Raw genomic sequence first — 25,896 nt, 5'->3', positions numbered from 1 at the left:
TGTTCACGAAACGAGAATGCTATGGACTTAACCCAGCTTGAAATGTTTAACGCCGTCGCGCAGACGGGCAGCATCACTCAGGCGGCGCAGAAGGTGCATCGCGTGCCGTCCAACCTGACGACCCGCATCCGCCAGCTGGAAGCTGACCTGGGCGTTGAGCTGTTTATTCGTGAGAACCAGCGTTTGCGTTTATCCCCCGCCGGGCATAACTTCCTGCGCTACAGCAGGCAGATCCTCGCCCTGGTGGATGAGGCGCGCATGGTCGTGGCGGGCGATGAACCGCAGGGGTTATTTGCCCTCGGCGCGCTGGAGAGTACCGCCGCCGTGCGCATCCCTGAAACGCTGGCGCTGTTTAACCAGCGCTACCCGCGCATTCAGTTTGCCCTTTCTACCGGGCCATCCGGGACGATGATTGACGGGGTGCTGGAGGGAACCTTAAGCGCCGCCTTTGTGGACGGGCCTCTGTCGCACCCGGAGCTGGAGGGTATGCCGGTCTACCGGGAAGAGATGATGTTGGTCACGCCTGCCGGGCAGGCGGAAGTCTCACGCGCCGCAGAGGTCAGCGGCAGCGACGTTTACGCCTTTCGCGCGAACTGCTCGTACCGTCGACACCTGGAAAGCTGGTTTCATGCGGACAGAGCCGCACCCGGCCGCATTCATGAGATGGAGTCCTATCACGGCATGCTCGCCTGCGTTATTGCGGGTGCGGGCATCGCGCTGATGCCGCGCTCGATGCTGGAAAGTATGCCGGGACACCATCAGGTTGAGGCCTGGCCGCTGGCGGAAAACTGGCGCTGGCTCACCACCTGGCTGGTGTGGCGGCGCGGGGCGATGACCCGCCAGCTGGAAGCCTTTATAGCGCTGCTAAACGAACGTCTACAACCAGCGCCTTCTCCATAAACAGGCTGAGCGGATCGTCAACGTACGGGGCAAATGCCGGGCGCATTACGTATCCGCACTGTTCGTAAAGCCGAACCGCGGCGTGCTGTTTGATGCCCGTCTCCAGCCGTACCGTATGGCAATGGCGGCTAAGGGCCTCATCTTCCAGGGCGGCCAGCAGCGTCTCGCCGAGGTGCTGCCCACGATGAGCCGGGTCGATGTAGACCCGCTTCATCTCCCCCGTTCCGTCGCCGTTGAGCACGATGGCCCCGCAGCCGACCGCCTGAAGCTGCTGGTCGCGAATGACCATCAGGATAAGCGAGGCTTCCGGCAGCGCAGCCAGGTCGAGCAGATGATTGCTTTCGGCGGGATAGAGTTCGCTCTGGTAGCGGTCAAGCGCTGCGATCAGGGTGAGAATGTCCGGATGACGTGCAGATGCAGAGGAAATGGAATACATGGCAGGCTCCTTGCTAGTTTGTTTTTAACATAGCGCAGGCCTGCCGGGGTGCTTCATAGTATTAACTTATGTCATGACGCCAGCGTCAGCGGGATATCCAGCGCCCGAAGCTGCGCCTGCGTCGTTTCATCCAGCCTGCCGTCGGTGACGATATCCGTGAGGGTATTAAGATGCGCCACGTTAAACAGCGACCAGGCTCCGTACTTGGAGCTGTCCGCCAGCAGCACGCGACGTTTTGCATTGGCAAGTAAATCACGCTTCAGCGCGGCCTTCTCTTCCGTTGGCGAGGTTATGCCGCGGGTGATATCCCAGCCGTTGCAGCTGACAAAAGCCACGTCCGGCCAGACGTTTTGCAGCAGGCGACGCCCGTGTTCACCGATGCAGGACTGGCTCGAGTCATCAATGCGCCCGCCGATGATCGTCACCTCAATCTGGCGGAACTCCGAGAGAAACAGCGCGATGTGCAGGTCGCTGGTGATCACGCGAAGCGGCAGATGCGTCAGCTGGCGCGCGAGTTCAATCATCGTGGTACCGGCATCAAGCACAATGGCGTCACCCGCCTTAACGAAGCTCGCGGCCGCGCTGGCGATGGCGTGTTTCTCCGCCAGGCTGCGCTGCATTTTTTCATGCGTCGTGGGCTGGGAAGGAATAAACCGGTTGAGGGTGACCCCGCCATGGGTACGGCTGATCACCCCTTCCTGATCGAGCTTGATCAAGTCCCGGCGAATCGTCGCCGGCGAGGCATCGGTAATCGCCACCAGCTGATCCACCGTCACCAGATTGTGCCCTTTCAGGTAATCCATTATCTGCTCTAACCGGTTATATCCCTTCATATCATTCCCGTGTGATTTGCATAGCCAACTGAATAGACACCGTCATGCTCTCAGACTTGGCTTTACCGGTCCATGCAATATCGAACGCGGTTCCGTGGTCTGCAGAGGTACGGATAAACGGCAAGCCGGCGGTGATATTCACCCCGTCGTAAAAGCCGAGCAATTTTAGCGGAATATGCCCCTGATCGTGATACATCGCAACGATCATGTCATACATTCCTTCGTGGCATTGCATAAATACCGTATCCGGCGGACACGGTCCGGTGACGTTTAACCCCTGCGCTTTCATCGCCGCAACGGCCGGGCCGACAATCTTGATCTCTTCATCACCAAACAGGCCGTTCTCCCCCGCATGCGGGTTAACGCCGGCAACCGCGATGCGAGGATGTTCGAACCCGACGCGCTTGAGGAAGCTATCCGCAATGCCAATCACGGTTTTTACCCGATCCTGATTGAGCGTATCAAGGAATTTGCGCAGCGCAATGTGGGTGGTGATGTGAATAACCTTCAGCTTATCGGTATACAGCACCATGGCGTAATCTTTGCTGTTGGTCAGATGCGCCAGCAGCTCGGTATGCCCCGGATAAAGGTGACCGGCCAGGTGTAGTGCCTCTTTGTTCAGGGGCGCCGTTGCAATTGCTTTCACCTCGCCCGCCATCGCCAGCTCGGTGGCGCGCTTCACGCAGCGATAGGCCAGGTCCCCTGCCGCAGCCTGCACGACGCCCGGCTGGAGCGCATCGGGATCCGCAAGCGGTTCGTCAAGCACGTTGATCACGCCGGGGGCAAAACGCGCGTTGCTCACCGCGTCGATAATCCGCATATCCGCCTGCCCGGCGATCCCTTTCTCCAGCACCCGCTGCAGCGTTCTGGCACAGCCCACCACCACCACGGGCGCCCCTGACAGCTCGCCCCCGGTGAGGGATTTGATAATGATTTCCGGGCCAATGCCGGCCGGGTCACCCATGGTTACAGCGATGATTTTAGTCACTCAGTCTCTCCTCGATAAAATGCAAAACCTCAAGCAGCGTCTCTTCCTTTCCGAAGCCCCCTGCTTTGGTCATTACCGGCCGCTGCCAGCTACAGCCCAGAAATTGTCCGACCGGTACGCACCGTGCGATGCACCCGGTAATTTCAAACCCGCGGGCATCCAGTGCCCTGGCGACGGACATCGCCACATCGCCACCGGAGACGTACAGCGCGTCCGGCTCGTTCACCGCAAGCACCTGTCGGGTCAGCTCGCCTAAAAACGTACAGATCTTTTCGCCCAGACCCGCGCGGGTGACGTGATGCTGCAGGCAGAGCTGCTCCACCTGATGGCGAGCCTCGAGGCCCGCGCAGGTATGTACGATGCAGTGATGCCCAGCCTGGAGCACCCGCGCAATTTCTTCGATATAACTGGCCGCGTCGCCGCGCAAAGCGTCATTCACATCGATAAATACCGACGAGACGCCCCTCTTGCCTTTAGCCCGCGTAATTTGTCGTTGAGCGATCTCACTCATCGAGCCCACCACGGCCAGCAGCTGTTTGCGTCGCGCCGGGGCCAGATGGCGGGCCAGCGCATCGCACAGCCCGGCCGAGCCCACCAGCAGCGGGGTCTGCGCACAGCCCAGCGCGGCGGCGATAATAGCGTCCAGCTCCTTGTCGGTCTGCGCATCAACGATGATCCACTCCGTTCCCTGCGCCAGTTCGGCTGTCAGCGTTTCCACGGTCACGTTTTTAACGCTCACGTCGGTAAACAGGTCAGCTATAGCGGCAGACGGGACGGGCGTTTTGGGATCGCTGGCAAATTCGGTTTCATTCACCGGAATGCCGTTTACCAGACACCTGCCGTGCCGCGTGATGCGCCCTGCCGCAGGGTATGCCGGGGCCACGATCGCCTGGCGCTTGCCGCTTAACGCCTTCAGGGCTTGTGCTTCCGCCCCCGCGTTGCCGCGCAGCGTGGAATCCATCTTTTTGATGAGCCAGCGGGCATCTTCGATATCCGCCCCGAGCGCGGCCACCTTTTCCGCCGCCTGCGATGCCCGCAGCGCCCGGGAATCGGTGTTGACGATCAGCGCATCGGTCGGCTGGGTAAAAGGCGTATGAAACGCCACGCTGACTTTTTTGCCGCACAGCGCCAGGCTGACGCCGGCATCGTTAGCGCCGGTAAAGTCATCCGCGACGACTACCACCTCTCTGTATAGATTGTTCACTTTCATCCCCACTCCGGGTTCGCCTTTCCTGTTAATGATTATATTCAATCATGATTGATTATATGTGAGCAAGATCAAGTTAATCAGTTTGCGAATAAATTATAAATTTAGCCACACGATGACCATGAAGCGTCTTATTTGAGCGAAATCAATCATGGGCACAGAGACAGGAGAAAAGCGTGGTAACAATCAACAGCACCATTATTAGCGGCGCGAATGCCATCGCCGCCATCAGGCCGTTACTGACTGATAAAGCGCAGCTTTTGCTGGTGACGGACGGTAATATTGCGCGTCTGGAGGCGGCAAAGCAGATCCGCGCGATCCTCGAAGAGGACAACCGCCGCGTCACGATTATCGACACGGTGCCGCCTGAACCCTCCCACCATGACGTGAGCCAGCTGCTCGCCGGGCTAACGGGAACGTTTGGGCTGGTCGTCGGGCTCGGCGGCGGTAGCGTCCTGGATGTGGCCAAGCTGCTTTCCGTGCTCTGCCATCCGCAGTCACCGGGGCTGGAGAGCCTGCTGGCGGGCACAAAACCCGTGGCGCGCATCCCCTCGCTGCTGATTCCGGCCACGGCAGGAACCGGATCGGAAGCCACGCCGAACGCCATTCTGGCTATCCCGGAGCAAAACACGAAGGTGGGCATTATCTCCCACGTCCTGTTGCCCGATTACGTCGCTCTGCTGCCGGAGCTGACGACCAGCATGCCCGCGCACATTGCCTCATCCACCGGAATTGATGCCCTGTGCCATTTGATTGAGTGTTTCACCTCAACGGTCGCCAACCCGGTCAGCGATAACGCCGCGCTGATGGGCCTGTCAAAGCTGCTCAACAATATTGAAACGGCCTGTGCCGAACCGGGCAACCTGCTGGCGAAGCTGGAGATGCTGTGGGCGTCTTACTACGGCGGAGTCGCCATTGCGCACGCCGGCACGCATCTGGTTCACGCCCTTTCCTATCCGCTCGGCGGCAAATATCACCTGCCGCACGGCGTCGCCAACGCCATTCTGCTGGCGCCCTGCATGCGAGCGGTTCGTCCCCACTGCGTGACGAAATTCGCGCAGGTCTGGGATTTGGTGGCCGGTGCGGAGACGACGCTGTCAGACGAGGAGAAATCCCACGCGCTGGTGGATTACTTTGCCGCGCTGGTGCGCAGGCTCAACCTGCCGGACAACCTGGAGACGCTGGGTGTCCCGCGCGAGGACATCGCCGCACTGAGCGATGCGGCCCTTAACGTTAAGCGGCTAATGAACAACGCCCCTTGCCAGGTCAACCATGACGAAGTGCAGGCAATTTACCGGACGCTGTTTCCCCAACATTAATATCGAAGGAGTGAGAAATGCGAAACACAATCAGGGGCGTGCTGACGGCCATCGTGACCCCCTTTGACGCGGAAGGCGCGCTGAATCTGTCGGGCCTTAAGCGGCAGATTGACCGTCAGCTCAGCGCGGGCAACGGCATCTTCTGCGGCGGCACCAACGGCGAGTTCTTCGTGCTGAACGAAGAGGAAAAAATCGCCGTCACCCGTACCTGCGTAGAAACTGTTGCCGGGCGCGCACCGGTCGTGGCGCACATTGGGGAAATCTCAACCCGCGATACCATCCGTCTGGGGAAACAGATCGCCGCCCTGGGCGTCGATGCCGTATCCGTCATTACCCCTTACTTCGTGCCGCTAAAGCAGGCAGAGCTTGTCGCGCACTACACCGCGATCGCCGACGCGCTGACCGTACCGGTATTTCTGTACAACATACCGGCGCGTACCGGCAACACCATAGAGCCCGCCACCGCACGCGCGCTGGCCGAACATCCCAACATCATCGGCATCAAGGACAGCGCCGGAAGCTACGAGAGCCTGCGCGGATTCCTCAATGCTGTAAGCGACATTGACGGGTTCGACGTGCTCAACGGTCCGGACTCGCTGATCCACCAGGGCTTCGTTGACGGCTGTTCGGCCTGCATTTCCGGACTGGCGAACGTGGCGCCTGAGGCCATCAACGCCATCTGGTCACGGTTTAACGCGGGCGATATCGAAGGTTCTCGCCTGGCGCAGGAGAGCGTCACGCAGCTGCGCACCGACCTGTACAGCGTGGCGTTTTCGCCTGCCGCCGTCAAAAAAGCGCTGCAGCTCATGGGAGAAGAGGTCGGCGAAAGCCGCTATGCCGTGGCGTTTAACGATAAGCAGCTTGCAGAGATACGTCGAATAGTGACAACGTCACGCTTTTAACCGGCGTAGGTTTCGTCCATAAGAATACCGGGCGCCTGAGGTGCCCAGGATTCACTCGCCCTGAAGAGAGGCAAAGATGAATAATTTTACCGCTGAAGATACCCTAATCATCGTGGGCATAGTCATTGCCTACATCCTGTTCACCACCTGGCTGACCTTCCGGATCCGCAGTAAAAACTCCGGGGACTTTATGGAAGGCTCCCGCGCGATGCCGGCGTTTATCGTCGGGATCCTGCTTATGTCCGAGTATATCGGCGCTAAATCCACCATCGGTACCGCACAGGCGGCGTTTGAAGACGGGTTTGCCGCGTCGTGGTCCGTAATCGGGGCCGCGATTGGCTTCCCGCTCTTTGGCCTGTTGCTGGTAAAGCGCATCTACAACACCGGGAAAATCACCATCTCGGGTGCGATTGCTGAAAAATACGGTAACAGCACCAAAAACATTATCTCCATCATCATGATCTATGCCCTGCTGCTGGTTAACGTGGGGAACTACGTCAGCGGCGCGGCGGCCATTTCCACGGTACTTAAAGTGAATCTTCCCGTGGCCGCCTTTATTACGGCTATTGTCAGTACCTTCTATTTCGCCTTTGGCGGCATGAAGGGCGTGGCCTGGGTTACGGTACTGCACAGCGCGCTGAAATACTTCGGCATCCTCGCCATCATGGGCTTTGCGCTGTCAAAAACCGGCGGTTTTACGCCGATGATTGAAAACATGCCGGACTTTTACTGGACCTGGGATGGCAACATCGGCGCGTCGACTATTTTCGCGTGGCTGATTGGCACCATCGGCTCCATCTTCTGTACCCAGTTTGTCATTCAGGCGATTTCCTCCACCAAAGACGTGAAATCCGCCAAACGCTCAACTTGGGTCGCCTTCTTCTTCTGCCTGCCGATCGCGCTGGCCATCGCGGTGATTGGCGTGGCGGCAAAATACCTGCACCCGGAGATCGACAGCCTCTATGCGATGCCGATTTTCCTGCAGGATATGAACCCGTGGCTGGCCGGCCTGGTGACCACCTCGCTGGTGGCGTCCATCTTCGTCAGCGTGAGTACCGTTGCGCTGGCCATCGCCTCCCTGGTGGTCAAAGACTTTTACGTGCCGATGCGCAACCCAACGCCCGAGCAGGAGTTTAAGGCCACCCGCTGGATTTCCCTGCTGATTGGCTTCCTGCCGCTGATTTTTGTGCTGCTGGTGCCTGAAGTGCTGAAGCTCTCGTTCTTTACCCGCGCCATTCGCCTGTCGATTTCCGTGGTGGCCGTCATCGCCTTTTACGCCCCGTTCTTCCGCAGCACCCGCGGTGCCAATGCGGGCCTGATTGGCGCCTGCGTCGTGACCTCGGTCTGGTATCTGCTGGGCGATCCTTTCGGTATTAACAATATGTATATCGCCCTGATAACCCCAGCCGTCATCATGGCCATCGACCGCCTCATTCCGGGAAAAGCGCAGGGTAAAGCGCCAACCCCCGCTGAAAATAATGGAGTCTGATATGTCTGTAACCGTAACCCGCGACGGGATTCTACGCCCGCAACAGGATGCTCACGTGAAAGCCGCCATGCTGCCTTCCTCTTGCCCACAAAACCACGCGGCGAACCTGCTGCCGCTGCCGGACGGCTCGCTGATGTGCGTCTGGTTTGGCGGTACCCAGGAAGGCATTGCGGATATCTCCGTATGGGGTTCACGCCTGGCGCCGGGCAGCCAGCAGTGGAGCGATGCGGTAAAACTGTCGGACGATGCCACGCGTTCCGAACAAAACCCGGTTCTGTTCCTGGCCCCGGACAACGTGCTGTGGCTGCTGTGGACCGCGCAGGTTTCCGGGAATCAGGATACGGCCATCGTGCGCTATCGCCAGTCCCGGGATTTGGGTAAAACCTGGGGAGATATCGCGACCCTGCTCGATAAACCGGGCACGTTTATCCGCCAGCCGATTGTCGTGCTGGACAACGGCAGCTGGCTGCTGCCGGTGTTTTACTGCCGCACCCGGCCGGGTGAGAAATGGGTCGGCAATGACGATATTAGCGCGGTAAAAATCACGGAAGACGGTGGCAAAACGTGGCGCGACGTCGAGGTGCCGGAGAGCCTGGGCTGCGTGCATATGAACATCACCCCGCTTCGCAACGGCACCCTGGTGGCGCTGTTCCGCAGCCGCTGGGCGGACAATATTTATTACAGCCAGTCAACGGATAACGGTGAAAGCTGGTCCGTACCGGAGCCCACGGAGCTACCCAATAACAACTCGTCTATCCAGGTGACCACGCTTGCGAGCGGTGAGCTGGCGCTGGTCTTTAACGCCATGAGCGCCGCTGGCGCGCGGGAACGTCGCACCTCGCTATACGATGAAATAGACGATGGAGACGGGCGCAAGGAGCCAGTTGTCACCCACGGTCGGGCTGCCTTCTGGGGCGCACCGCGCGCGCCGATGACCGTCGCCATTTCGCCGGACGGCGGGAAAAGCTGGCCATGGCAACGTCATCTGGACGAGGGGGATGGCTACTGCATGACCAACAACTCGCTGGAAAAGCTCAACCGCGAATTCTCCTATCCCAGCATCAAGCAGGGTCCTGAAGGGGATCTGCATATCGCGTACACGTACTTCCGCCAGGCCATCAAATACGTGCGGGTGACACCAGAATGGGTCAAGGAGTCAGTATGATTATCGGACATCTCAACGCCCTGCCGCTGGCAGGGCTCCCGCCGGCGCTGTACGCCCTGCTTTCGCGCCCGGACTGCACGCTTAAGGCGCTTAGCGAACGCGATGACGGGCGCTGGCAACCAGACGATGCGCCATGGTTTTGCCACGTCGGCCCGGCGCAAACCCAGCCGCGTGCCGAGCGGCATACGGAGTATCATCATCAGTGGGCGGATATCCAAATCGTGTTAGCCGGTGAAGAGCACATATACGCTGGCGCGCTTCCCGCAGGCCGGCCGGGGGACGAGGAGCGCAAGCCGGATCTTTTTATTGCTTCATCCGCCGAACACAGCGTGAGGATCCGCCTGGCCGCGGGCGACTTTGCGGTGTTTTGTCCCGGTGAACCTCACCAGGCGCTGTGCGCCGCAGAGGCACCGATGACCGTGCGCAAAGCGGTGTTTAAAATTCCGCGCGCGATGCTGGAGGTCTGATATGCGCCACGCCGTCGTTACCGGAGCCAGCTCCGGAATTGGGGAGGCCATCGTTAAGCGTTTGCTGGCGGAGGGCTGGCAGGTCACCGGGCTCAGCCGACGGGCCGTGATGCCGGATACCCCTGAATTCACCTGCCTTCGCGTTGATATCACCGACCCAGACGCGCTGAGCAGCGCCCTGCACACCATCGCCACGCCCGGGGCGGTGATCCATGCCGCCGGGATGATGGCCGCCGCGCCGCTGGGCCAGCTGGAAAGCCGCGTTAGCGCGTCACTGTGGCAGCTTCACGTCATGGCCTGTGAGGCGTTGTTTAACCATTTTGCCCCCGCAATGGCCCCGGGTGGACGGCTGGTGGCGATAGGCAGCAGAACCTCCCGCGGGGCAGCGGGACGATCGCAGTATGTTGCCACCAAGGCGGCGATGGTGGGGATGGTCAGAAGCTGGGCGGTGGAGCTGGCCCCGCGCGGGATAACCGCTAACGTGGTCGCGCCGGGCGCCACCCAAACGCCGATGCTCAGCGCGCCGGGGAGAGAAACTTCGCCCCCCAAATGTCCGCCAATCGGGCGTCTCATCGCGCCTGAGGAGGTGGCGGGACTGGTGAGTTTCTTGCTTAGCGACGACGCCGCCGCCATCACCGGCCAGGAGATGGTGATATGCGGCGGCGCCTCACTCGGCTAGCGCAGGAAGATGCGCCCTTTCAGATACAGGGTCGCTTGGCCGCCAATCAGCACGCGGTCGCCCTTCAGCTCGCAGCGCAGGTCCCCGCCACGGTACGATACCTGGCGGGCGTTCAGTGACGTTTTACCCAGCTTTTCGCTCCAGTACGGGATCAGCATGCTGTGGGCAGACCCGGTGACCGGATCTTCCGGTACCCCTTCCCCCGGGCAGAAGAAGCGGCTGACGAAGTCATACTGCTCTCCCGGCGCCGTCACGCAGACCATTTTATCCAGCGGAAGCATCGCCCCAATATCCGGCGTTAACGCTTCCACCTGTTGCTGGCTCTCCAGCACCACCATGTAATCGCGTCCGACGCGCACCTCTTTCGCCTCTGTGATGCCCAGCGCGCTAAGCAGCACCACGGGTGGGTTTTCGACAGGCTCCGTCGTCCACGCGGGGAAGTTCAGCGTCAGCCAGTCGCCGCTGCGTTTTACGGTCAGTTCGCCGACAAAGCGCGTGGTGAAGGTGATTTCGGTATGCGGATAATCAAGGTATTCGAAAATGACGTGTGATGCGGCAAGCGTGGCATGGCCGCAGAGGTTAATTTCATCCAGCGTGGTGAACCAGCGCAGCTCAAACCCGCCGTCGGTGCGCACGAAAAAGGCAGTTTCAGACTGGTTATGCTGCTGCGCCATTTTGAGCAGCGTCTCGTCCGGCAGCCACTCTTCGAGAGGACATACCGCTGCGGCGTTGCCGCCGAAGGTTTTGTCGCTGAAGGCATCCACCAGATAAAAATCAATTTCCTGCATTGTCTCTTCCTCTCTTGTTATGGCTATTTAGCGCAGAAAAACTGTGCCTTTCAGATAAAGCGTGGCCTGTCCGCCCATCAGCACGCGCGAGCCTTTCAGCTCACAGCGTATATCGCCGCCTCGTGCTGAAACCTGGCGGGCAAACAGCGTCGTTTTACCCAGCTTCTCGCTCCAGTAGGGGATCAGCATCGTGTGCGCGGAGCCGGTAACCGGGTCTTCCGGTACGGACACGCCCGGGGAGAAAAAGCGGCTGACAAAATCGTATTCCCCCTCACCGCGCGCCGTAACGCTCACCTTATGCTCGCCAGGCGTCATTGCCGAAAAGCGCGGCGCGAGGGCTTCAACCTGCTGGCGATTGTCCAGAACAATCAGCCAGGCGCGCCCTTTACGGGCTTCTACGTAGCGGCTGATGCCCAGCGCCGAGAGCATCTCCGGCGGGGGCGTCTCTTCATGGGTTGGGCATGCCGGGAAGTCCAGCGTCATCCACTCCCCCTCCCGGCTGACCGTCAGGCGACCAGACGCGGTATCGAAGTGGATCCGCGAATCGGGGTAGTCCAGCTCGCTAAACAGGACATGCGCCGCCGCGAGCGTAGCGTGGCCGCAGAGGTTGACTTCGGTAAGCGTGGTAAACCAGCGTAGCTCAATGCCGCCTTTGCTGCAGACGAAAAAGGCCGTCTCTGACTGATTATGCTGCTGCGCCAGTTTCAGCAAGGTCTCGTCGGGTAACCATTCCTTGAGCGGGCAAACGGCGGCCGGATTGCCGCCAAACGAGGTCTCGCTGAACGCATCGACCAGATAAAAATCAATCTCCTGCATTGTCTTACCGCCTGTTTTTATTGTGTTGTTCTTTTATATTCAATGAAAACAGCGTCCCCGGCTACCGCTTTCATAAGGTAAATATTGAGATCTGCATCACATAATGGTTGAGTTTTCGCCGTTCAACGTTTTAAGATCGTCTCCTCTTCTTTTCAGCAACGAATCTCCGACATCCCTATGACAACGAACACAGTTTCCCGCAGGGTTGCGTGGCTACGCGTGGTCACGCTGGCCATTGCCGCGTTTATTTTTAACACCACAGAATTTGTTCCGGTTGGGCTGTTGTCTGACATCGCTGAAAGTTTCCAGATGGAAACGGCTCAGGTGGGCATTATGTTGACCATCTACGCCTGGGTGGTGGCGCTGATGTCCTTGCCGTTTATGCTGCTGACCAGCCAGATAGAGCGGCGCAGGCTGCTGATCGGGCTGTTCGTGCTGTTCATCGCCAGCCATGTTTTGTCGTTTATGGCGTGGAATTTTACGGTGCTGGTCATTAGCCGAATCGGCATTGCCTTTGCCCATGCGGTGTTCTGGTCGATCACCGCGTCGCTGGCTATTCGCCTGGCGCCGGCGGGTAAGCGCGCTCAGGCGCTGAGCCTGCTGGCGACAGGTACCGCGCTGGCGATGGTGCTGGGTCTGCCGATTGGCCGCATCGTGGGGCAATACTTCGGCTGGCGTACCACCTTCTTCGCCATCGGCATGGGCGCGCTGATTACGCTGGTCTGCCTGATAAAACTGCTGCCCGCGCTGCCCAGCGAGCATTCTGGCTCGCTGAAAAGCCTGCCGCTGCTGATGCGCCGCCCCGCGCTGCTGAGCATCTACCTGCTGACCGCCATCGTGGTGACGGCCCATTACACGGCGTACAGCTACATTGAACCGTTTGTGCAGGTTGTGGCGGGCTTTAGCGCCAGCTTTGCCACCGTCTTACTGTTGATCCTCGGCGGTGCGGGCATTATTGGCAGCGTGCTGTTCGGTAAGCTCGGCAACCGCCATGCCTCCACCCTTGTGAGCAGCGCCATCGGCCTGCTGCTGGCCTGCCTGCTGCTGCTGATGCCCGCCGCGGGCAGCGAGAGCCATCTGGCGATCCTCTGCCTGTTCTGGGGCGTGGCAATCATGGTGATTGGCCTGGGCATGCAGGTGAAAGTGCTGGCTCTGGCGCCGGATGCAACGGACGTGGCGATGTCGCTCTTTTCCGGCATTTTCAATCTGGGCATTGGCGCGGGGGCGCTGGTGGGAAACCAGGTCAGCCTGCACCTGTCGATGTCGGCGATTGGCTATCTGGGCGCCATTCCGGCACTGGTGGCGCTTGTCTGGTCAGTGCTCATCTTCCGTAAATGGCCGGTGGCGCTGGAGGAACAGGGGCAGCACGGGTGAGGGTTGTTGGTGCCGGGTGGCGGCTTCGCCTTACCCGGCCTACGAAATCCGTCTTTTTGTAGGCCGGGTAAGCGCAGCGCCACTCGGCAATCACATCAATGATAAGTCTTAATAATTTCCAGCACGCCGTTAATAATAAACTGCACGCCCATACAGACCAGCAAGAAGCCCATCAGACGGGAAATCGCCTCAATGCCGCCCTTGCCTACCCAGCGCATAATGGCGCCGGAGCTGCGCAGCGACGCCCACACGATAATCCCGATAATCGCAAAAATCAGCGGCGGCGCAACCGTCAGCACCCAGTCCGGGAAGGTTGCGCTGTCGCGCACCGTCGACGCGGAGCTGATGATCATCGCGATGGTACCCGGCCCCGCCGTGCTCGGCATAGCGATCGGCACAAAGGCGATATTCGCACTCGGTTCGGTTTCCAGCTCTTCGGATTTGCTGGCCGCTTCGGGCGACTCATGGGCCTTTTGCGCCGGGAACAGCATGCGGAAACCGATAAAGGCCACGATCAGCCCCCCGGCGATGCGCAGGCCAGGGATGGAGATCCCGAAGGTGTTCATCACCACCTGCCCGGCGTAGTAGGCCACCATCATGATGGCAAACACGTACACCGAGGCCATCAGCGACTGATGGTTGCGCTCGGCGCTGTTCATATTCCCTGCCAGCCCGAGGAAAAGCGCCACCGTCGTTAACGGGTTAGCCAACGGCAGCAAGACCACCAGCCCAAGGCTGATTGCTTTAATTAAATCCAACATAGTGCGTTGTTGTCCTTATCCATAGTTAACTCAGCAATTATAGGGGGAAAGTTTGTCATTCAGCCACGGGCGCAACGTAAGGATTATTTTCCTTGGGAAAAGATAACTGACAGTTATCTATATGATTTGAAAGACCTCAAAAAAAGTTCATGAAACGTTTTAGCAATTCGTGGCATCGGCCGACTCATTCAGTTGACTTATACTTGCCTGAGCAATAATATCTGCCGTGACTAACTACTTGCCAGGGCAACCATTGTGAAAAGCACCAGTGATATCTTTAACGACGTTGTTCCGCTGGGTCGTCTTATTCATATGGTAAATCAGAAAAAAGATCGCCTGCTCAACGACTATCTGTCACCGCTGGATATCACCGCAACACAGTTCAAAGTGCTGTGTTCCATTCGCTGCGAAGTGTGTATCACACCGGTTGAGCTGAAAAAGGTGCTCTCTGTCGATCTGGGTGCGTTGACCCGCATGCTCGATCGTCTCGTCTGCAAAGGATGGGTAGAACGAAGCCCTAACCCCAATGACAAACGCGGCGTACTGGTGAAGCTGACCAGCGATGGCGCGGCCATGTGCGAGCAATGTCATCAATTAGTAGGACAAACACTGCATCAGGAACTAACAAAAAACTTAACGGCAGATGAAGTGGCAACCCTTGAGCTCTTGCTGAAGAAAATACTGCCGTAAACAGAAAAAGAGGTATGACGATGTCCAGACGCAATACTGACGCTATCACCATTCATAGCATTTTGGACTGGATCGAAGATAACCTGGAATCGCCGCTCTCCCTTGAAAAAGTGTCTGAGCGTTCAGGTTACTCCAAATGGCACCTGCAACGGATGTTCAAAAAAGAGACCGGCCATTCATTAGGACAATACATTCGCAGCCGCAAGCTGACGGAAATTGCCCAGAAACTGAAAGAAAGCAATGAGCCGATCCTTTATCTGGCGGAGCGTTACGGATTTGAATCGCAGCAAACCCTGACGCGTACGTTCAAGAACTATTTTGACGTGCCGCCTCATAAGTACCGAATCACCAGCGTGCCGGGCGAATCCCGATACCTGTATCCGTTAAAACACTGTAGTTAATCATCGCCTGTAACAGACGTAACCGAGGAAATCATGAAAGTTACCGCCTCCGCCGCCCTCGCCTTGCTGGTGCTGTTCTCCAGCCAGACCTTCGCGGAGCAAACCCCTCGTGCAACGCAGCAAAATAATCCTGATACGATGATTTTGCCGTCAGCACATGACCAGACGCCTTATGATTTCAACCATATGGGTGCTGGTAGCGACAAATCCGACGAATTAGGCGTGCCTTATTATAATCAGCACGGCCTCTGATTCGTTTTTGCCCCGCAGACGCGGGGCTTTTTTTATGCCTTTCTTACCCGCGTCGCCCGACGCACGCGCAGGCCAAAGACATTAATGTACAGCCCGGCCATGATCAGCACGGCGCCCAGCAGTTGCAGCGCGCTCAGCGTTTCATCCAGTAACAGTGCCGCACTGGCAAGCCCCACCACCGGAACCAGCAGGGATAACGGCGCGACGCGCCAGGTTTCATAGCGGCCCAGCAGCGATCCCCAGATCCCGTAGCCCACAATGGTGGCGACAAAGGCCAGATAGACCAGCGAAAGGATCGTGGTCAGGTCGATCTCGACCAGGCTGTTGAGCATGACCTGCGGGCCATCCAGAATCCACGCCGCGACCATAAACGGTAAGACGGGGATCAGGGCGCTCCACACCACCAGGGACATCACCTGCGGGCGCGCCTCGTGCTGCATAATTAGCTTGTTGAAGATATTCCCGCAGGCCCAGCTCAGCCCCGCCGCCAGCGTCAGCATAAAGCCCAGCAGCGCCACGTGCTGACCATTCAGGCTGGCCTCTATCAGCACCAGCACGCCAAACACCGCCAGCGTAATTCCCGCCAGCTGTTTACCCTGCAGGCGTTCGCCAAACACAAACGCGCCGAGAATAATGGTAAAGAACGCCTGCGCTTGTAAGACCAGCGAGGCGAGACCGGCCGGCATACCGAACTTGATGGCGCAGAAGAGAAACGCGAACTGGCCAAAGCTGATGGTCAAACCGTAGCCCAGCAGCAGTTTTAAGGGAATTTTGGGACGGGCAACGAAGAAGATGGCCGGGAACGCAACCAGCATAAAACGCAAACCGGCCAGCATGAGCGGAGGCATGTTGTGCAGCCCCAGCTTGATGACCACAAAATTGAGTCCCCATACTACGACCACCAGCAACGCCAGCAGCCCGTCTTTACGCGTCATACCCTGCCCCTGAATTATTAATAATTTGTTAACACTTCAAGGTAACAGAAAAAAGTACGCCACGAGAAGATCATTAATTCTGGCAGTCAGGCGAAGCACTTACGGATAAATTGGGCGCTATACAAGCCCCTTATGTCGTGATACTCCTTTTAGAACACAACATAAAAAAGCATAAGCATTTGTCGGGCAGGAATATGAAACCATCTATCAGGCGCTCAACCGCGGCGCTGCTGGCATCGTCATTGTTATTAACCATCGGTCGGGGGGCAACGCTGCCGTTTATGACCATTTATCTCACGCGCGTCTACAGTATGAGCGTCGAGAATATCGGTTATGCCCTGACGATTGCGTTGACCATTGGCGTGGTATTCAGCCTGGGGTTTGGCATTCTGGCCGACAAATTCGATAAAAAACGCTACATGCTGATCGCCATCGTGGCTTTTATCGCTGGATTTGTGGCGATCCCGCTGGTGGGGAACGTCACGCTGGTGGTGCTGTTCTTTGCGCTGATCAACTGCGCCTATTCCGTTTTTTCGACGGTGCTTAAAGCCTGGTTCTCCGACGTGCTGACCTCCAGTGAAAAAGCCCGCGTTTTTTCGCTGAACTACAGCTTCCTGAATATCGGCTGGACGATCGGGCCGCCGATTGGCACCCTGCTGGTGATGTACAGCCTTCAGCTCCCGTTCTGGCTGGCGGCCTTCTGCGCCGCGCTGCCGCTGGGGTTTATCCATTTCTTTGTGCAAAAGAGCGTGGCGTTAGATACCGCCGAGGAGAAGATGCCCTGGCAGCCGTCGGTACTGCTGAAGGACCGCGCGCTGTTCTGGTACACGCTCTCTGGCCTGCTCGCGTCATACGTCGGCGGCTCGTTCGCCACCTGCATTTCACAGTATGTCCTGGCCGCGCATGCGGACAGTAATTTCGCCGAAAAGGTGGTCGCCGTGGTGCTGCCCGTCAACGCCGCCGTGGTGGTGACGCTGCAGTATGCGCTGGGTCGCAAGATCTCTGCCCGCAATATTCGCCCGCTGATGACCGCAGCCACCCTGTTTTTCATCGTGGGGCTGGCCGGCTTTATGCTCTCCGGTGAAAACCTGGTTTACTGGGGCATCGCTGCCGCCATCTTTACGCTGGGTGAGATTATCTATGCGCCGGGCGAATACATGCTGATCGACAACATCGCCCCGCCGGGGATGAAAGCCAGCTACTTCTCCGCCCAGGCGCTGGGCTGGCTCGGTGCGGCGGCAAACCCGATGATCACCGGTATTATCCTGACCAACCTGCCGCACTGGTCGCTGTTCGTGATTATGATGGCCGCCATTGTGGTCGCATGGCTGATGATTTTACGCGGGATGAGCGTGAAGGCGTGGTGCGAAACGCCCAACGTGGCGTAGCGCCTGTAGGCCGGGTAAGGCGGAGCCGCCCCCCGGCAACAGCAACAGCCTAGTGGTGCAGCATCTCCTCCACAACCTGCTGTTTATACATCTCGTTCGGATAATAGGTTGGCCAGTTATCCATCTCCTTCAGCAGCGCCTCGTGGGAGGTGTTGCCCATAAAGATGTGGAAATGCGAAGAGGCCTTCGGCGCGATGGTGTGGTCGCTGAACTGAACAAACTTCGGTGCCTTGCTGCCGGCATCCTTACACTCAAACAGATAGCGAACGCCCTTTTTCCCCGATGCGTAGGTCAGGATTTTGTAGCCGCTGTAATCATAGCGACAGCTGCTGACCGTTTTGCCCTTATGAAATTCCATCACGTTATTTTCGATGCCGATGGCATCCACGTCCGTCGCGTAACCCGTGCGATAATAGGCTTTTACCTGGTCGAAGGATTTGCTTTTATCCTTCCGGGCCTTTTGTTTAAAGACCGGATCCAGCGAGCCGTCCAGCAGGAAGGGATACACGGACTGCCAGGTACCGTCCCAGTCCGACAGCGGTCTGTCCTTAACGTCTTTGTCCTCAAAGACGCCATTCGCCGCCTTTTGTTCCGCTTCGCTCATCGCGTGCCCGTGTGAATGGGCAAACAGCTGGCCGCTGACCAGCATCGCCCCCAGAGTCATGGCAAATTTCCCAATATGTGCAGCCAAAATAACACCCTCGTTCCGTTTTATAAGAACCAGAATGTTATATTATAACATTTCAGATCGCAACCAGCCCGCGAACGCCCTCCTGCTCCATGTTTTCTCCCCGCCCGCGCTGAATAATGGTGCCGCGCGACATCAGCAGGTAGCTGTCGGCCAGCTCGGCGGCAAAGTCGTAAAACTGCTCGACCAGCAGGATCGCCATATCCCCCCGGTTCGCCAGGGTGCGGATCACCTGGCCTATCTCCTTAATCACCGAAGGCTGTATGCCTTCCGTGGGCTCATCGAGGATCAGCAGCTGCGGGCGGCTCGCCAGCGCGCGCCCAATCGCCAGCTGCTGCTGCTGCCCACCGGAGAGATCGCCCCCGCGGCGGTGCTTCATCTCTTTGAGCACCGGGAACAGCTGCCAGATCTCGTCCGGCACCTGCTTCGCGTCACGGGGGGAAAAGCGCGACAGCCCCAGCAGGAGGTTCTCCTCCACGGTCAGGCGCGGAAAAATCTCCCGTCCCTGCGGGACGTACGCGACGCCAGAGTGCACCCGCTGGTGCGGCTTGCTGTGGGTGATCTTTTTGCCCTGCCAGATGACCTCCCCGGTTTTCGCCGGGATCAGCCCCATCAGACACTTCAGCAGCGTGGTTTTCCCTACGCCGTTGCGCCCCAGCAGGCAGGTGACTTCGCCGGTGACGGCCTCAAAGCTCACGCCGCGCAGGATATGGCTTCCGCCGTAATACTGATTCAGTTCGTTGACCTGTAGCATCACCTCTCCTTAACGTCCCAGATAGACCTCAATCACCTGCTCGTTGGCCTGCACCTCGCGAAGCGAACCCTCCGCCAGCACGCGCCCCTGATGCAGCACCGTCACGCGATCGGCGATGGTTTCCACAAAACCCATGTCGTGCTCCACCACCATCAGGGAATGTTTCCCCGCCAGCGTTTTGAACAGCTCTGCGGTATATTCCGTTTCTGCGTCGGTCATCCCGGCGGCCGGTTCATCCAGTAGCAGCAGGTGCGGATCCTGCACCAGCAGCATACCAATCTCCAGGAACTGCTTTTGCCCGTGCGAAAGCAGTCCGGCGCGGCGGTCCCGCTCGTTGCTTAGGCGAAGCAAAACCAGCATTTCATCGATACGGTCGCGCTGTTCACCGCTGAGCGTTGCCCGCAGGCTCGCCCAGACGGATTTATCGGTTTTCATCGCGATTTCCAGGTTTTCCCACACCGTCAGCGCTTCAAAAACCGTGGGTTTCTGGAATTTACGCCCGATGCCCTGGCGGGCGATGGCCGCAGGCTCCAGCCCGGTCAGATCGACGGACTGATCGTAAATGGCCCGCCCGCTTTTTGGCCGCGTCTTGCCGGTGATCACGTCCATCAGCGTGGTTTTACCTGCCCCGTTGGGCCCAATCACGCAGCGCAGCTCGCCCACGCCGATATTCATCGTGAGATCGGTCAGGGCCTGAAACCCATCAAAATTCACGTTAATGGATTCAAGCTGAAGCACCGGATCGGTCTGCTCGCGGTAGCGGTCGCCGGGCAGCTGGCGGGTGAATAACCCTTCGGCTGGCTGCATTATTTCTCTCCCTTACGAAACAGGCCGTAGACGCCGCGCGGTAAAAACAGCGTGACGGCGATAAAAATCAATCCCAGAAACAGCTGCCAGTACTCCGGCATCGCGACGGTGAAGAAGCTCTTCGCCCCGTTGACCAGCGCCGCGCCAATGACCGGTCCCACCAGCGTGCCGCGCCCGCCCAGCGCCACCCAGATGGCGGCTTCGATCGAGTTCGTCGGCGACATTTCGCCGGGGTTGATAATGCCCACCTGCGGAACATACAGCGCCCCGGCCAGGCCGCACAGTACCGCAGAGAGCGTCCACACCAGCAGCTTGAACCCGCGCGGATCGTACCCGCAAAAGGTCAGGCGGTTTTCGGCGTCGCGAACGGCGGTCAGGATGCGGCCAAACTTGCTCTTCGCCAGAGCAAACCCGGCGCCCAGCGCCAGGAGCAGCAGCAGCACGGTTGCCAGAAACAGCGCGACGCGCGTGGTGGTTTCCGTCACCGAAAACCCGAGCAGCGTGGTGAAGCCGGTAAAGCCGTTATTGCCGCCAAAGCCGGTTTCGTTGCGAAAGAACAGCAGCATCCCGGCATAGGTCAGCGCCTGGGTCATAATAGAGAAATAGACCCCTTTGATCTTCGAGCGGAAGGCAAACCAGCCAAACACCATCGCCAGCAGTCCGGGGACCAGAACAATCAGCACCAGCGCCCAGGCAAAATGCTGGGTGCCCCACCAGAACCACGGCAGTTCGCTCCAGGAGAGGAACGACATAAAGGCGGGCAGACCGTCGCCGGACGCCTGGCGCATCAGATACATGCCCATCGCGTAGCCGCCCAGGGCAAAGAAAATGCCATGCCCCAGAGAGAGCATGCCGGCATAGCCCCACACCAGATCCAGCGCCACCGCCACGATGGCGTAGCAGAGGATCTTACCGAGAAGGGTCAGCATCCAGGTCGATAGCGCCAGCGGATGCGTCGCGGGCAGTAAGGCAAAAAACGGCAGTATCAGCAGGCACACCACCAGCAGGCTGCCGGCAATCTGCGTTGTGCGCGGCGCTTTACGCGCCAGCGTTAAGGTCAGCGGCTGGCTCATCAGTCAATTACCCTCCCTTTCAGCGCAAACAGTCCCTGAGGGCGTTTCTGAATAAACAGCACGATCGCCACCAGAATCAGGATCTTACCCAGCACGGCCCCCATCTGCGGTTCAAGAATTTTGTTAAAGATCCCCAGGCCAAACGCCGCGGCGACGCTGCCTGCGAGCTGGCCAACCCCGCCAAGAACGACTACAAGGAACGAGTCGATAATATAACCCTGGCCCAGCTCCGGCCCGACGTTACCGAGCTGGGAAAGCGCCACGCCGCCCAGGCCCGCAATGCCGGAGCCAAGCCCGAAGGCCAGCATATCGACCCGGCCCGTCGGTACCCCGCAGCAGGCGGCCATGCTGCGGTTTTGCGTTACCGCGCGCACGTTCAGGCCCAGGCGGGTTTTATTCAGAATGAGCCAGGTGAAGAACAGCACCAGCAGCACGAAGCCCAGCACCACGATGCGGTTCCACGGCAGGGTCAGGTTGGCAAAAACCTGCACCCCGCCGGAAAGCCAGGTCGGGTTCGCCACCTCCAGGTTCTGGGCGCCAAAGGTCATGCGCACCAGCTGGATAAGCATCAGGCTAATCCCCCATGTTGCCAGCAGCGTTTCCAGCGGACGGCCATACAAATGGCGAATCACGGTGCGCTCCAGCACCATCCCGATGCCCGCCGTCAGGCAAAATGCGACCGGCAGCGCGATAACGGGATAGAGCCACAGCCACTGGGGAGCAAGCCCGGCCATCGCCTGCTGCACCATCCACGTGGCATACGCGCCCAGCATCAGCATCTCGCCGTGTGCCATGTTAATCACGCCCAGCAGGCCGTAGGTAATAGCAAGCCCCAGCGCCGCCAGCAGCAGCACCGACCCCAGCGACAGCCCCATAAACGCCTGGCCCAGCAGGTCGCCCCACATCAGCCGATGCTGGATCTGGCTAAGGCTCTCCTGCGCGGCTGCGCGAACCCCGGCGTCAGGCTCGGTTTGTGCCTGAGTAAACGGGGTAAGCCTGGACTCCACGTCCGGATCGTCGGACTGCCCGAGCCGTTCGACCGCCCTGCGGCGCACCTCTGCCTGCGGGCTGGCAAGCTGGAGATTCGCCACCGCCAGCAGCAGCGCCTGACGCGCCACCGCGTCCGATTCATCCTTTAGCCGCGTTTCCAGAAAAGACAGCATACTGGGTTGGGCATCCCGCTGGAGCTGGCGCGCCGCCGCGCGCCTTTCGGCAACGCTGTCACTGACGAGCTGATGGGTGGCGATGGCCGTTGCAGCAAGCACCCGCAGGCGGTTAGTCAGGCGAACGGCTTTGGTTGGCCCTGCCGCCGCCTGGCTTTCGCCGAGCGGAAAGACGCCGCCATTACGCTGTGCAAAGGCGTGCTTCTGCGCGTCGACGTAGAGGTTTTCCTTTTGCAGCGCCTGGAGCAGCGGCAACCTTGACGCATCCGGCGACGCGGCCCACTGCGTCAGCAGTTCCGCCTGCTGGCTGCGGCTGGCGGCAACAAAACGATCGGCGTCCGATGCCTGCGCCATCCCTGGCAGCAGTCCGGTAAGCCATACAAGCGCGACAAGCGTGCGTATGAGGTTCATGGCTTTCTCCCTGCGGTGATGGCTTAGTTGCTGGCGGTTTTCATCGGCTGGTCGGGTTTTTTATCATTCCCGGCAATGAACGGGCTCCATGGCTGGGCGCGTACCGGCTGTTCCGTCTGCCACACCACGTTAAACTGGCCGTTGCCTTCGATTTCGCCAATCATGACCGGCTTGTGGAGGTGGTGGTTGGTGGCATCCATGGTGAGCGTAAAGCCAGACGGCGCCTTAAAGGACTGGCCGGCCATCGCCGCGCGCACTTTATCCACGTCGGTGCTGCCCGCTTTTTCCACCGCCTGCGCCCACATATGGATACCCACGTAGGTGGCCTCCATCGGGTCGTTGGTCACCACGGTATCGGCGTTCGGCAGCTTATGCGCTTTGGCATAGGCTTTATAGTCCGCCACGAAGGCCCGGTTGGTCGGGTTATCGACGGACTCAAAGTAGTTCCACGCGGCCAGGTTGCCGACCAGCGGTTTGGTGTCGATCCCGCGCAGCTCTTCTTCACCCACGGAGAACGCAACGACCGGCACGTCCGTCGCCTTCAGCCCCTGGTTAGCCAGCTCTTTATAGAACGGAACGTTGGAATCGCCGTTGATGGTCGAGACCACGGCGGTTTTACCACCGGCGGAGAATTTCTTGATGTTGGCGACGATGGTCTGGTAGTCGCTATGGCCAAACGGGGTGTAAACCTCTTCGATGTCCTTATCCTCAACGCCTTTTGAGTGCAGGAAGGCGCGCAGGATCTTGTTGGTGGTGCGCGGGTAGACGTAGTCCGTGCCCAGCAGGAAGAAACGCTTCGCCGCGCCGCCGTCTTCGCTCATCAGGTATTCCACCGCCGGGATGGCCTGCTGGTTCGGCGCCGCGCCGGTATAGAAGACATTCGGCGACATTTCCTCGCCTTCATATTGCACCGGGTAGAATAGCAGGCCGTTCAGCTCTTCGAACACAGGCAGGACGGATTTTCGTGACACCGACGTCCAGCAGCCGAACACCACCGCCACTTTGTCCTGGCTTAACAGCTGGCGCGCCTTCTCGGCAAACAGCGGCCAGTTCGAGGCCGGGTCAACTACCACCGGCTCCAGCTTCTTGCCCAGCACGCCGCCTTTGGCGTTGATCTCGTCAATCGTCATCAGGGCAACGTCTTTCAGCGGGGTTTCGGAGATCGCCATGGTGCCGGAAAGAGAGTGCATGATCCCCACCTTGATGGTATCGGCCGCCTGCACGCCGAAACTCATTCCCATAGCAACGACAGAGGCAGACAACGCGAAGGCTTTTAATAAAGTACGACGGTGCATATTTTCACTCCTGAAAAAGAACGCTGTGCGAAGACGTCCGTTACGGCGTGGACGCGGAAAAATGTCTCAGCGAAGCAGGAGCAAAAAGGATGCCAGAATGGAGAAGGCGCTATTTCAGGACGTGAAACATGGGATGTAAAGAGAACGACTCAGAATGGCACAGCGCTGCACTTTTATAATGCAGCGCCGGGAAAGCGTGATTACCAGACTTCGCTGGCGATCTGCGTCACCAGACGGACTTTGTCCCACTGCTGGGTTTCGCTCAGGCTGTTGCCCTCTTCGGTAGAGGCAAAGCCGCACTGCGGGCTGAGGCAAATTTGATCTTTCGCCACGTACTTCGCCGCCTCTTCCAGACGGGCTTTAATCCCTTCCGGGTTCTCCAGCTCGCCGTTTTTAGTGGTGATAAGACCCAGCACCACCTGCTGCTTGCCCGGGCGAACAAAGCGTAGCGGCGCGAAATCCCCGCTGCGGTCGTTATCATATTCCAGGAAGAACGCGTCAACGTTGACCGTGCCAAACAGCACTTCCGCCACCGGCTCATAGCCGCCCTCGGAGATCCAGGTTGAGCGGAAGTTACCGCGGCAGACGTGCAGGCCGATAGTCAGATCGTCCGGCTTGCCCTCCAGGGCCTTGTTCAGCACGCGGGCATAGATGCGCGCCAGCTCGTCGGCATCATCACCGCGCTCGCGGATCTGGCGGCGCTGATCGTCCGAACAGAGGTAGGCCCAGACGGTGTCATCCAGCTGCAGGTAGCGGCAACCCGCGTCGTAGAAGGCGCGGATGGCGTCGCGCCAGGTGGTCGCCAGATCGTCGAAATAGACGTCCAGGTCCGGATACACGGTCGCATCGATGTCTTTGCGACCGCCGCGGAAATGCAGCACGCTCGGGCTTGGGATGGTCATTTTCGGCTGAGCATTACCGCTGATGCTTTTCAGATAGCGAAAGTCTTCCAGCATCGGATGCTCGCCAAAGCCCAGCTTGCCGGTCACGCGCACGCCGTGGGCTTTGGTTTGCACCCCGTTAAACTGAATGCCCTGCTGTGAATCGTAACGCTCAACGCCCTGCAGGCCGTCGAAGAAGTCGAAGTGCCACCAGGCGCGGCGGAACTCGCCGTCGGTAACCACGTTCAGCCCGCACGCGCACTGCTGCTCAACGACGTGGCGGATAGCGTCATCCTCAACCGCACGAAGCTGTCCGGCGTCAATTTCGCCGCTGGCAAACTTCTGGCGAGCCTGTTTGATCGCATCCGGGCGTAAAAAACTGCCGACTACATCGGCGCGGAACGGGGCGTGGTGTCGTTGCATGGAAATCTCCTCAGCCTGCCGGCGATAATTGCCGGCAGTGATAATTCATTATTTGAAGTTTTAGACTTCTGGATGTCTAAATGTCCAAAAAAGATGTCATACCTGTCCTTTTCCGGCAAACGAGAAAATTTCACGGGTGTTGAAAAAAATTCATGTTCACAGGGCGGCGGCGGTTTCGCTGCTGGCAAAGGTGAACTTTTCATCTTCCCAGCCGGTGATGCCCCCGAGCATGATTTTGACCGGCAGCCCCAGACGCGCCAGCTTCAGCGCGGCCCTGTCCGCGCCGTTACAGTGTGGCCCCGCGCAGTAGACGACGAACAGCGTGCCTTCAGGCCATTGTGCCATGCGCGCCGCGCTAATCTGGCTCCACGGCATATGCAGTGCGCCAGGCACGTGACGGCGGGCAAACTGCTCCGGGCTCCCCACCACGTGCAGCAGCACGAAGTCCTGCTCGTGGTTGGCGATAGCGTGATGCACGTCCGCACAGTCGGTCTCGACGCTCAGGCGACGCAGAAAATGGGTGACGGCCTCCTGCGGCTCGGCAGCCGGAAATTCAGTAACATAGCTCATGTTTCTTCCTCATCTTTGGCGTTTGTGATAACACTACTCTA

General features: G+C 59.0%; 28 protein-coding genes. 12 read left to right on the top strand and 16 right to left on the bottom strand.

The window, feature by feature from the left end; translation table 11 throughout:
• Positions 1 to 21 precede the first annotated feature (21 nt).
• Entirely contained in the window at positions 22 to 900 is an 879-nt protein-coding gene (gene ptrR / locus AC3WOK_RS05035; protein ID WP_047348523.1) for a putrescine utilization regulator PtrR, read from the top strand.
• Here the strand turns inward: ptrR and AC3WOK_RS05030 are convergent.
• From AC3WOK_RS05030 to dtnK, 4 genes are all read right to left on the bottom strand, one after another.
• Positions 854 to 1,336, bottom strand: a complete 483-nt coding sequence (locus tag AC3WOK_RS05030; RefSeq protein ID WP_492354059.1) for a GNAT family N-acetyltransferase — start codon at positions 1,334 to 1,336, stop codon at positions 854 to 856. The two genes, ptrR and AC3WOK_RS05030, sit on opposite strands and share 47 nt — an antisense overlap.
• A 71-nt stretch (positions 1,337 to 1,407) precedes the next feature.
• Positions 1,408 to 2,169: a DeoR/GlpR family DNA-binding transcription regulator gene (locus AC3WOK_RS05025; protein WP_028017416.1), complete on the bottom strand. Its 762-nt coding sequence runs from the start codon at positions 2,167 to 2,169 to the stop codon at positions 1,408 to 1,410.
• Position 2,170: 1 nt separating this feature from the next.
• On the bottom strand, positions 2,171 to 3,157 hold the full coding sequence (locus AC3WOK_RS05020) for a D-threonate 4-phosphate dehydrogenase (RefSeq protein WP_492354058.1): 987 nt from the start codon (positions 3,155 to 3,157) through the stop codon (positions 2,171 to 2,173).
• Entirely contained in the window at positions 3,150 to 4,367 is a 1,218-nt protein-coding gene (dtnK, locus tag AC3WOK_RS05015; protein WP_492354057.1) for a D-threonate kinase, read from the bottom strand. The genes AC3WOK_RS05020 and dtnK overlap by 8 nt, the downstream gene beginning before the upstream one ends.
• Before the next feature lie 173 nt (positions 4,368 to 4,540).
• Between dtnK and AC3WOK_RS05010 the strand changes: the two genes are divergently transcribed.
• The 6 genes from AC3WOK_RS05010 (at position 4,541) to AC3WOK_RS04985 (ending at position 10,385) form a co-directional block, all read left to right on the top strand.
• Entirely contained in the window at positions 4,541 to 5,683 is a 1,143-nt protein-coding gene (locus AC3WOK_RS05010; RefSeq protein ID WP_492354056.1) for an iron-containing alcohol dehydrogenase, read from the top strand.
• A 17-nt stretch (positions 5,684 to 5,700) separates the two neighbouring features.
• Complete coding sequence (locus tag AC3WOK_RS05005) at positions 5,701 to 6,585, top strand: dihydrodipicolinate synthase family protein (protein ID WP_492354055.1); 885 nt, start codon at positions 5,701 to 5,703, stop codon at positions 6,583 to 6,585.
• 76 nt (positions 6,586 to 6,661) lie between these two features.
• The gene (locus AC3WOK_RS05000; RefSeq protein WP_492354054.1) at positions 6,662 to 8,074 is read left to right on the top strand and encodes a sodium:solute symporter family protein; all 1,413 of its coding nucleotides are present in this window, start codon (positions 6,662 to 6,664) and stop codon (positions 8,072 to 8,074) included.
• Position 8,075: 1 nt separating this feature from the next.
• Positions 8,076 to 9,239: a sialidase family protein gene (locus tag AC3WOK_RS04995; RefSeq protein WP_492354053.1), complete on the top strand. Its 1,164-nt coding sequence runs from the start codon at positions 8,076 to 8,078 to the stop codon at positions 9,237 to 9,239.
• Complete coding sequence (locus AC3WOK_RS04990) at positions 9,236 to 9,706, top strand: NanQ anomerase/TabA/YiaL family protein (RefSeq protein ID WP_063956333.1); 471 nt, start codon at positions 9,236 to 9,238, stop codon at positions 9,704 to 9,706. The genes AC3WOK_RS04995 and AC3WOK_RS04990 overlap by 4 nt, the downstream gene beginning before the upstream one ends.
• Before the next feature lies 1 nt (position 9,707).
• A complete protein-coding gene (locus AC3WOK_RS04985) occupies positions 9,708 to 10,385 on the top strand; it encodes an SDR family NAD(P)-dependent oxidoreductase (RefSeq protein WP_492354052.1) in 678 nt (225 codons plus the stop codon).
• Here AC3WOK_RS04985 and AC3WOK_RS04980 read toward each other — a convergent pair.
• Positions 10,382 to 11,173, bottom strand: coding sequence for a PhzF family phenazine biosynthesis protein (locus AC3WOK_RS04980; protein WP_059310112.1), 792 nt, complete (start codon positions 11,171 to 11,173; stop codon positions 10,382 to 10,384). The two genes, AC3WOK_RS04985 and AC3WOK_RS04980, sit on opposite strands and share 4 nt — an antisense overlap.
• Positions 11,174 to 11,200: 27 nt before the next feature.
• On the bottom strand, positions 11,201 to 11,989 hold the full coding sequence (locus AC3WOK_RS04975; RefSeq protein ID WP_492354051.1) for a PhzF family phenazine biosynthesis protein: 789 nt from the start codon (positions 11,987 to 11,989) through the stop codon (positions 11,201 to 11,203).
• Between the two features lie 177 nt (positions 11,990 to 12,166).
• Between AC3WOK_RS04975 and AC3WOK_RS04970 the strand changes: the two genes are divergently transcribed.
• The gene (locus AC3WOK_RS04970) at positions 12,167 to 13,363 is read left to right on the top strand and encodes a sugar transporter (RefSeq protein WP_063956329.1); all 1,197 of its coding nucleotides are present in this window, start codon (positions 12,167 to 12,169) and stop codon (positions 13,361 to 13,363) included.
• Positions 13,364 to 13,458: 95 nt separating this feature from the next.
• Here AC3WOK_RS04970 and AC3WOK_RS04965 read toward each other — a convergent pair whose 3' ends face one another.
• Positions 13,459 to 14,124, bottom strand: coding sequence for a MarC family NAAT transporter (locus tag AC3WOK_RS04965; protein ID WP_492354050.1), 666 nt, complete (start codon positions 14,122 to 14,124; stop codon positions 13,459 to 13,461).
• A 255-nt stretch (positions 14,125 to 14,379) separates the two neighbouring features.
• Between AC3WOK_RS04965 and marR the strand changes: the two genes are divergently transcribed.
• From marR to marB, 3 genes are read left to right on the top strand one after another with little or no spacing between them, the layout of a single operon-like run.
• Positions 14,380 to 14,814, top strand: a complete 435-nt coding sequence (marR, locus tag AC3WOK_RS04960; protein ID WP_025756418.1) for a multiple antibiotic resistance transcriptional regulator MarR — start codon at positions 14,380 to 14,382, stop codon at positions 14,812 to 14,814.
• A gap of 20 nt (positions 14,815 to 14,834) precedes the next feature.
• Positions 14,835 to 15,215 (top strand): MDR efflux pump AcrAB transcriptional activator MarA, encoded by a 381-nt coding sequence (gene marA, locus AC3WOK_RS04955; RefSeq protein WP_008502237.1) that lies wholly within the window; start codon positions 14,835 to 14,837, stop codon positions 15,213 to 15,215.
• Positions 15,216 to 15,248: 33 nt separating this feature from the next.
• Entirely contained in the window at positions 15,249 to 15,467 is a 219-nt protein-coding gene (gene marB / locus AC3WOK_RS04950) for a multiple antibiotic resistance protein MarB (RefSeq protein WP_047348538.1), read from the top strand.
• 32 nt (positions 15,468 to 15,499) lie between these two features.
• On the opposite strand, the gene eamA is transcribed toward marB, so the two are convergent.
• Positions 15,500 to 16,402, bottom strand: a complete 903-nt coding sequence (gene eamA, locus AC3WOK_RS04945) for an O-acetylserine/cysteine exporter (protein WP_063956325.1) — start codon at positions 16,400 to 16,402, stop codon at positions 15,500 to 15,502.
• Positions 16,403 to 16,596: 194 nt separating this feature from the next.
• Between eamA and ydeE the strand changes: the two genes are divergently transcribed.
• Positions 16,597 to 17,790 (top strand): efflux MFS transporter YdeE, encoded by a 1,194-nt coding sequence (gene ydeE, locus AC3WOK_RS04940; protein ID WP_492354049.1) that lies wholly within the window; start codon positions 16,597 to 16,599, stop codon positions 17,788 to 17,790.
• A gap of 49 nt (positions 17,791 to 17,839) precedes the next feature.
• Here the strand turns inward: ydeE and zinT are convergent, their stop codons facing one another.
• From zinT to AC3WOK_RS04900, 8 genes are all read right to left on the bottom strand, one after another.
• Positions 17,840 to 18,481, bottom strand: coding sequence for a metal-binding protein ZinT (gene zinT / locus AC3WOK_RS04935; RefSeq protein WP_059310117.1), 642 nt, complete (start codon positions 18,479 to 18,481; stop codon positions 17,840 to 17,842).
• Between the two features lie 52 nt (positions 18,482 to 18,533).
• The gene (gene urtE, locus AC3WOK_RS04930) at positions 18,534 to 19,232 is read right to left on the bottom strand and encodes an urea ABC transporter ATP-binding subunit UrtE (protein ID WP_059310118.1); all 699 of its coding nucleotides are present in this window, start codon (positions 19,230 to 19,232) and stop codon (positions 18,534 to 18,536) included.
• A gap of 9 nt (positions 19,233 to 19,241) precedes the next feature.
• Positions 19,242 to 20,039 (bottom strand): urea ABC transporter ATP-binding protein UrtD, encoded by a 798-nt coding sequence (urtD, locus tag AC3WOK_RS04925; RefSeq protein WP_059310119.1) that lies wholly within the window; start codon positions 20,037 to 20,039, stop codon positions 19,242 to 19,244.
• The gene (urtC, locus tag AC3WOK_RS04920) at positions 20,039 to 21,112 is read right to left on the bottom strand and encodes an urea ABC transporter permease subunit UrtC (RefSeq protein ID WP_492354048.1); all 1,074 of its coding nucleotides are present in this window, start codon (positions 21,110 to 21,112) and stop codon (positions 20,039 to 20,041) included. Before urtC ends, urtD begins: the two co-directional genes overlap by 1 nt.
• A complete protein-coding gene (gene urtB / locus AC3WOK_RS04915; RefSeq protein WP_492354047.1) occupies positions 21,112 to 22,686 on the bottom strand; it encodes an urea ABC transporter permease subunit UrtB in 1,575 nt (524 codons plus the stop codon). Before urtB ends, urtC begins: the two co-directional genes overlap by 1 nt.
• A 23-nt stretch (positions 22,687 to 22,709) precedes the next feature.
• Complete coding sequence (gene urtA, locus AC3WOK_RS04910) at positions 22,710 to 23,981, bottom strand: urea ABC transporter substrate-binding protein (protein ID WP_447855620.1); 1,272 nt, start codon at positions 23,979 to 23,981, stop codon at positions 22,710 to 22,712.
• Positions 23,982 to 24,181: 200 nt separating this feature from the next.
• The gene (locus AC3WOK_RS04905; RefSeq protein ID WP_063428157.1) at positions 24,182 to 25,285 is read right to left on the bottom strand and encodes a cobalamin-independent methionine synthase II family protein; all 1,104 of its coding nucleotides are present in this window, start codon (positions 25,283 to 25,285) and stop codon (positions 24,182 to 24,184) included.
• Positions 25,286 to 25,441: 156 nt separating this feature from the next.
• Positions 25,442 to 25,855, bottom strand: a complete 414-nt coding sequence (locus AC3WOK_RS04900; RefSeq protein ID WP_059310124.1) for a rhodanese-like domain-containing protein — start codon at positions 25,853 to 25,855, stop codon at positions 25,442 to 25,444.
• Positions 25,856 to 25,896 lie beyond the last annotated feature (41 nt).

The sequence above is a fragment of the Enterobacter sp. FW301-JW81 genome, assembly GCF_058788735.1.
Note: the sequence above shows the minus strand (reverse complement) of the source record. Positions and strands in the feature narration are given on the sequence as shown.

What these genes read in the sequence shown, in the direction of transcription:
- ptrR (WP_047348523.1), top strand. Translation starts at nt 22, where the DNA reads ATGGACTTAACCCAGCTTGAAATGTTTAACGCCGTCGCGCAGACGGGC.
- AC3WOK_RS05030 (WP_492354059.1), bottom strand. Translation starts at nt 1,336, where the DNA reads ATGTATTCCATTTCCTCTGCATCTGCACGTCATCCGGACATTCTCACC.
- AC3WOK_RS05025 (WP_028017416.1), bottom strand. Translation starts at nt 2,169, where the DNA reads ATGAAGGGATATAACCGGTTAGAGCAGATAATGGATTACCTGAAAGGG.
- dtnK (WP_492354057.1), bottom strand. Translation starts at nt 4,367, where the DNA reads ATGAAAGTGAACAATCTATACAGAGAGGTGGTAGTCGTCGCGGATGAC.
- AC3WOK_RS05005 (WP_492354055.1), top strand. Translation starts at nt 5,701, where the DNA reads ATGCGAAACACAATCAGGGGCGTGCTGACGGCCATCGTGACCCCCTTT.
- AC3WOK_RS05000 (WP_492354054.1), top strand. Translation starts at nt 6,662, where the DNA reads ATGAATAATTTTACCGCTGAAGATACCCTAATCATCGTGGGCATAGTC.
- AC3WOK_RS04995 (WP_492354053.1), top strand. Translation starts at nt 8,076, where the DNA reads ATGTCTGTAACCGTAACCCGCGACGGGATTCTACGCCCGCAACAGGAT.
- AC3WOK_RS04990 (WP_063956333.1), top strand. Translation starts at nt 9,236, where the DNA reads ATGATTATCGGACATCTCAACGCCCTGCCGCTGGCAGGGCTCCCGCCG.
- AC3WOK_RS04985 (WP_492354052.1), top strand. Translation starts at nt 9,708, where the DNA reads ATGCGCCACGCCGTCGTTACCGGAGCCAGCTCCGGAATTGGGGAGGCC.
- AC3WOK_RS04980 (WP_059310112.1), bottom strand. Translation starts at nt 11,173, where the DNA reads ATGCAGGAAATTGATTTTTATCTGGTGGATGCCTTCAGCGACAAAACC.
- AC3WOK_RS04975 (WP_492354051.1), bottom strand. Translation starts at nt 11,989, where the DNA reads ATGCAGGAGATTGATTTTTATCTGGTCGATGCGTTCAGCGAGACCTCG.
- AC3WOK_RS04970 (WP_063956329.1), top strand. Translation starts at nt 12,167, where the DNA reads ATGACAACGAACACAGTTTCCCGCAGGGTTGCGTGGCTACGCGTGGTC.
- AC3WOK_RS04965 (WP_492354050.1), bottom strand. Translation starts at nt 14,124, where the DNA reads ATGTTGGATTTAATTAAAGCAATCAGCCTTGGGCTGGTGGTCTTGCTG.
- marA (WP_008502237.1), top strand. Translation starts at nt 14,835, where the DNA reads ATGTCCAGACGCAATACTGACGCTATCACCATTCATAGCATTTTGGAC.
- marB (WP_047348538.1), top strand. Translation starts at nt 15,249, where the DNA reads ATGAAAGTTACCGCCTCCGCCGCCCTCGCCTTGCTGGTGCTGTTCTCC.
- eamA (WP_063956325.1), bottom strand. Translation starts at nt 16,402, where the DNA reads ATGACGCGTAAAGACGGGCTGCTGGCGTTGCTGGTGGTCGTAGTATGG.
- ydeE (WP_492354049.1), top strand. Translation starts at nt 16,597, where the DNA reads ATGAAACCATCTATCAGGCGCTCAACCGCGGCGCTGCTGGCATCGTCA.
- urtE (WP_059310118.1), bottom strand. Translation starts at nt 19,232, where the DNA reads ATGCTACAGGTCAACGAACTGAATCAGTATTACGGCGGAAGCCATATC.
- urtD (WP_059310119.1), bottom strand. Translation starts at nt 20,039, where the DNA reads ATGCAGCCAGCCGAAGGGTTATTCACCCGCCAGCTGCCCGGCGACCGC.
- urtC (WP_492354048.1), bottom strand. Translation starts at nt 21,112, where the DNA reads ATGAGCCAGCCGCTGACCTTAACGCTGGCGCGTAAAGCGCCGCGCACA.
- urtB (WP_492354047.1), bottom strand. Translation starts at nt 22,686, where the DNA reads ATGAACCTCATACGCACGCTTGTCGCGCTTGTATGGCTTACCGGACTG.
- urtA (WP_447855620.1), bottom strand. Translation starts at nt 23,981, where the DNA reads ATGCACCGTCGTACTTTATTAAAAGCCTTCGCGTTGTCTGCCTCTGTC.
- AC3WOK_RS04905 (WP_063428157.1), bottom strand. Translation starts at nt 25,285, where the DNA reads ATGCAACGACACCACGCCCCGTTCCGCGCCGATGTAGTCGGCAGTTTT.
- AC3WOK_RS04900 (WP_059310124.1), bottom strand. Translation starts at nt 25,855, where the DNA reads ATGAGCTATGTTACTGAATTTCCGGCTGCCGAGCCGCAGGAGGCCGTC.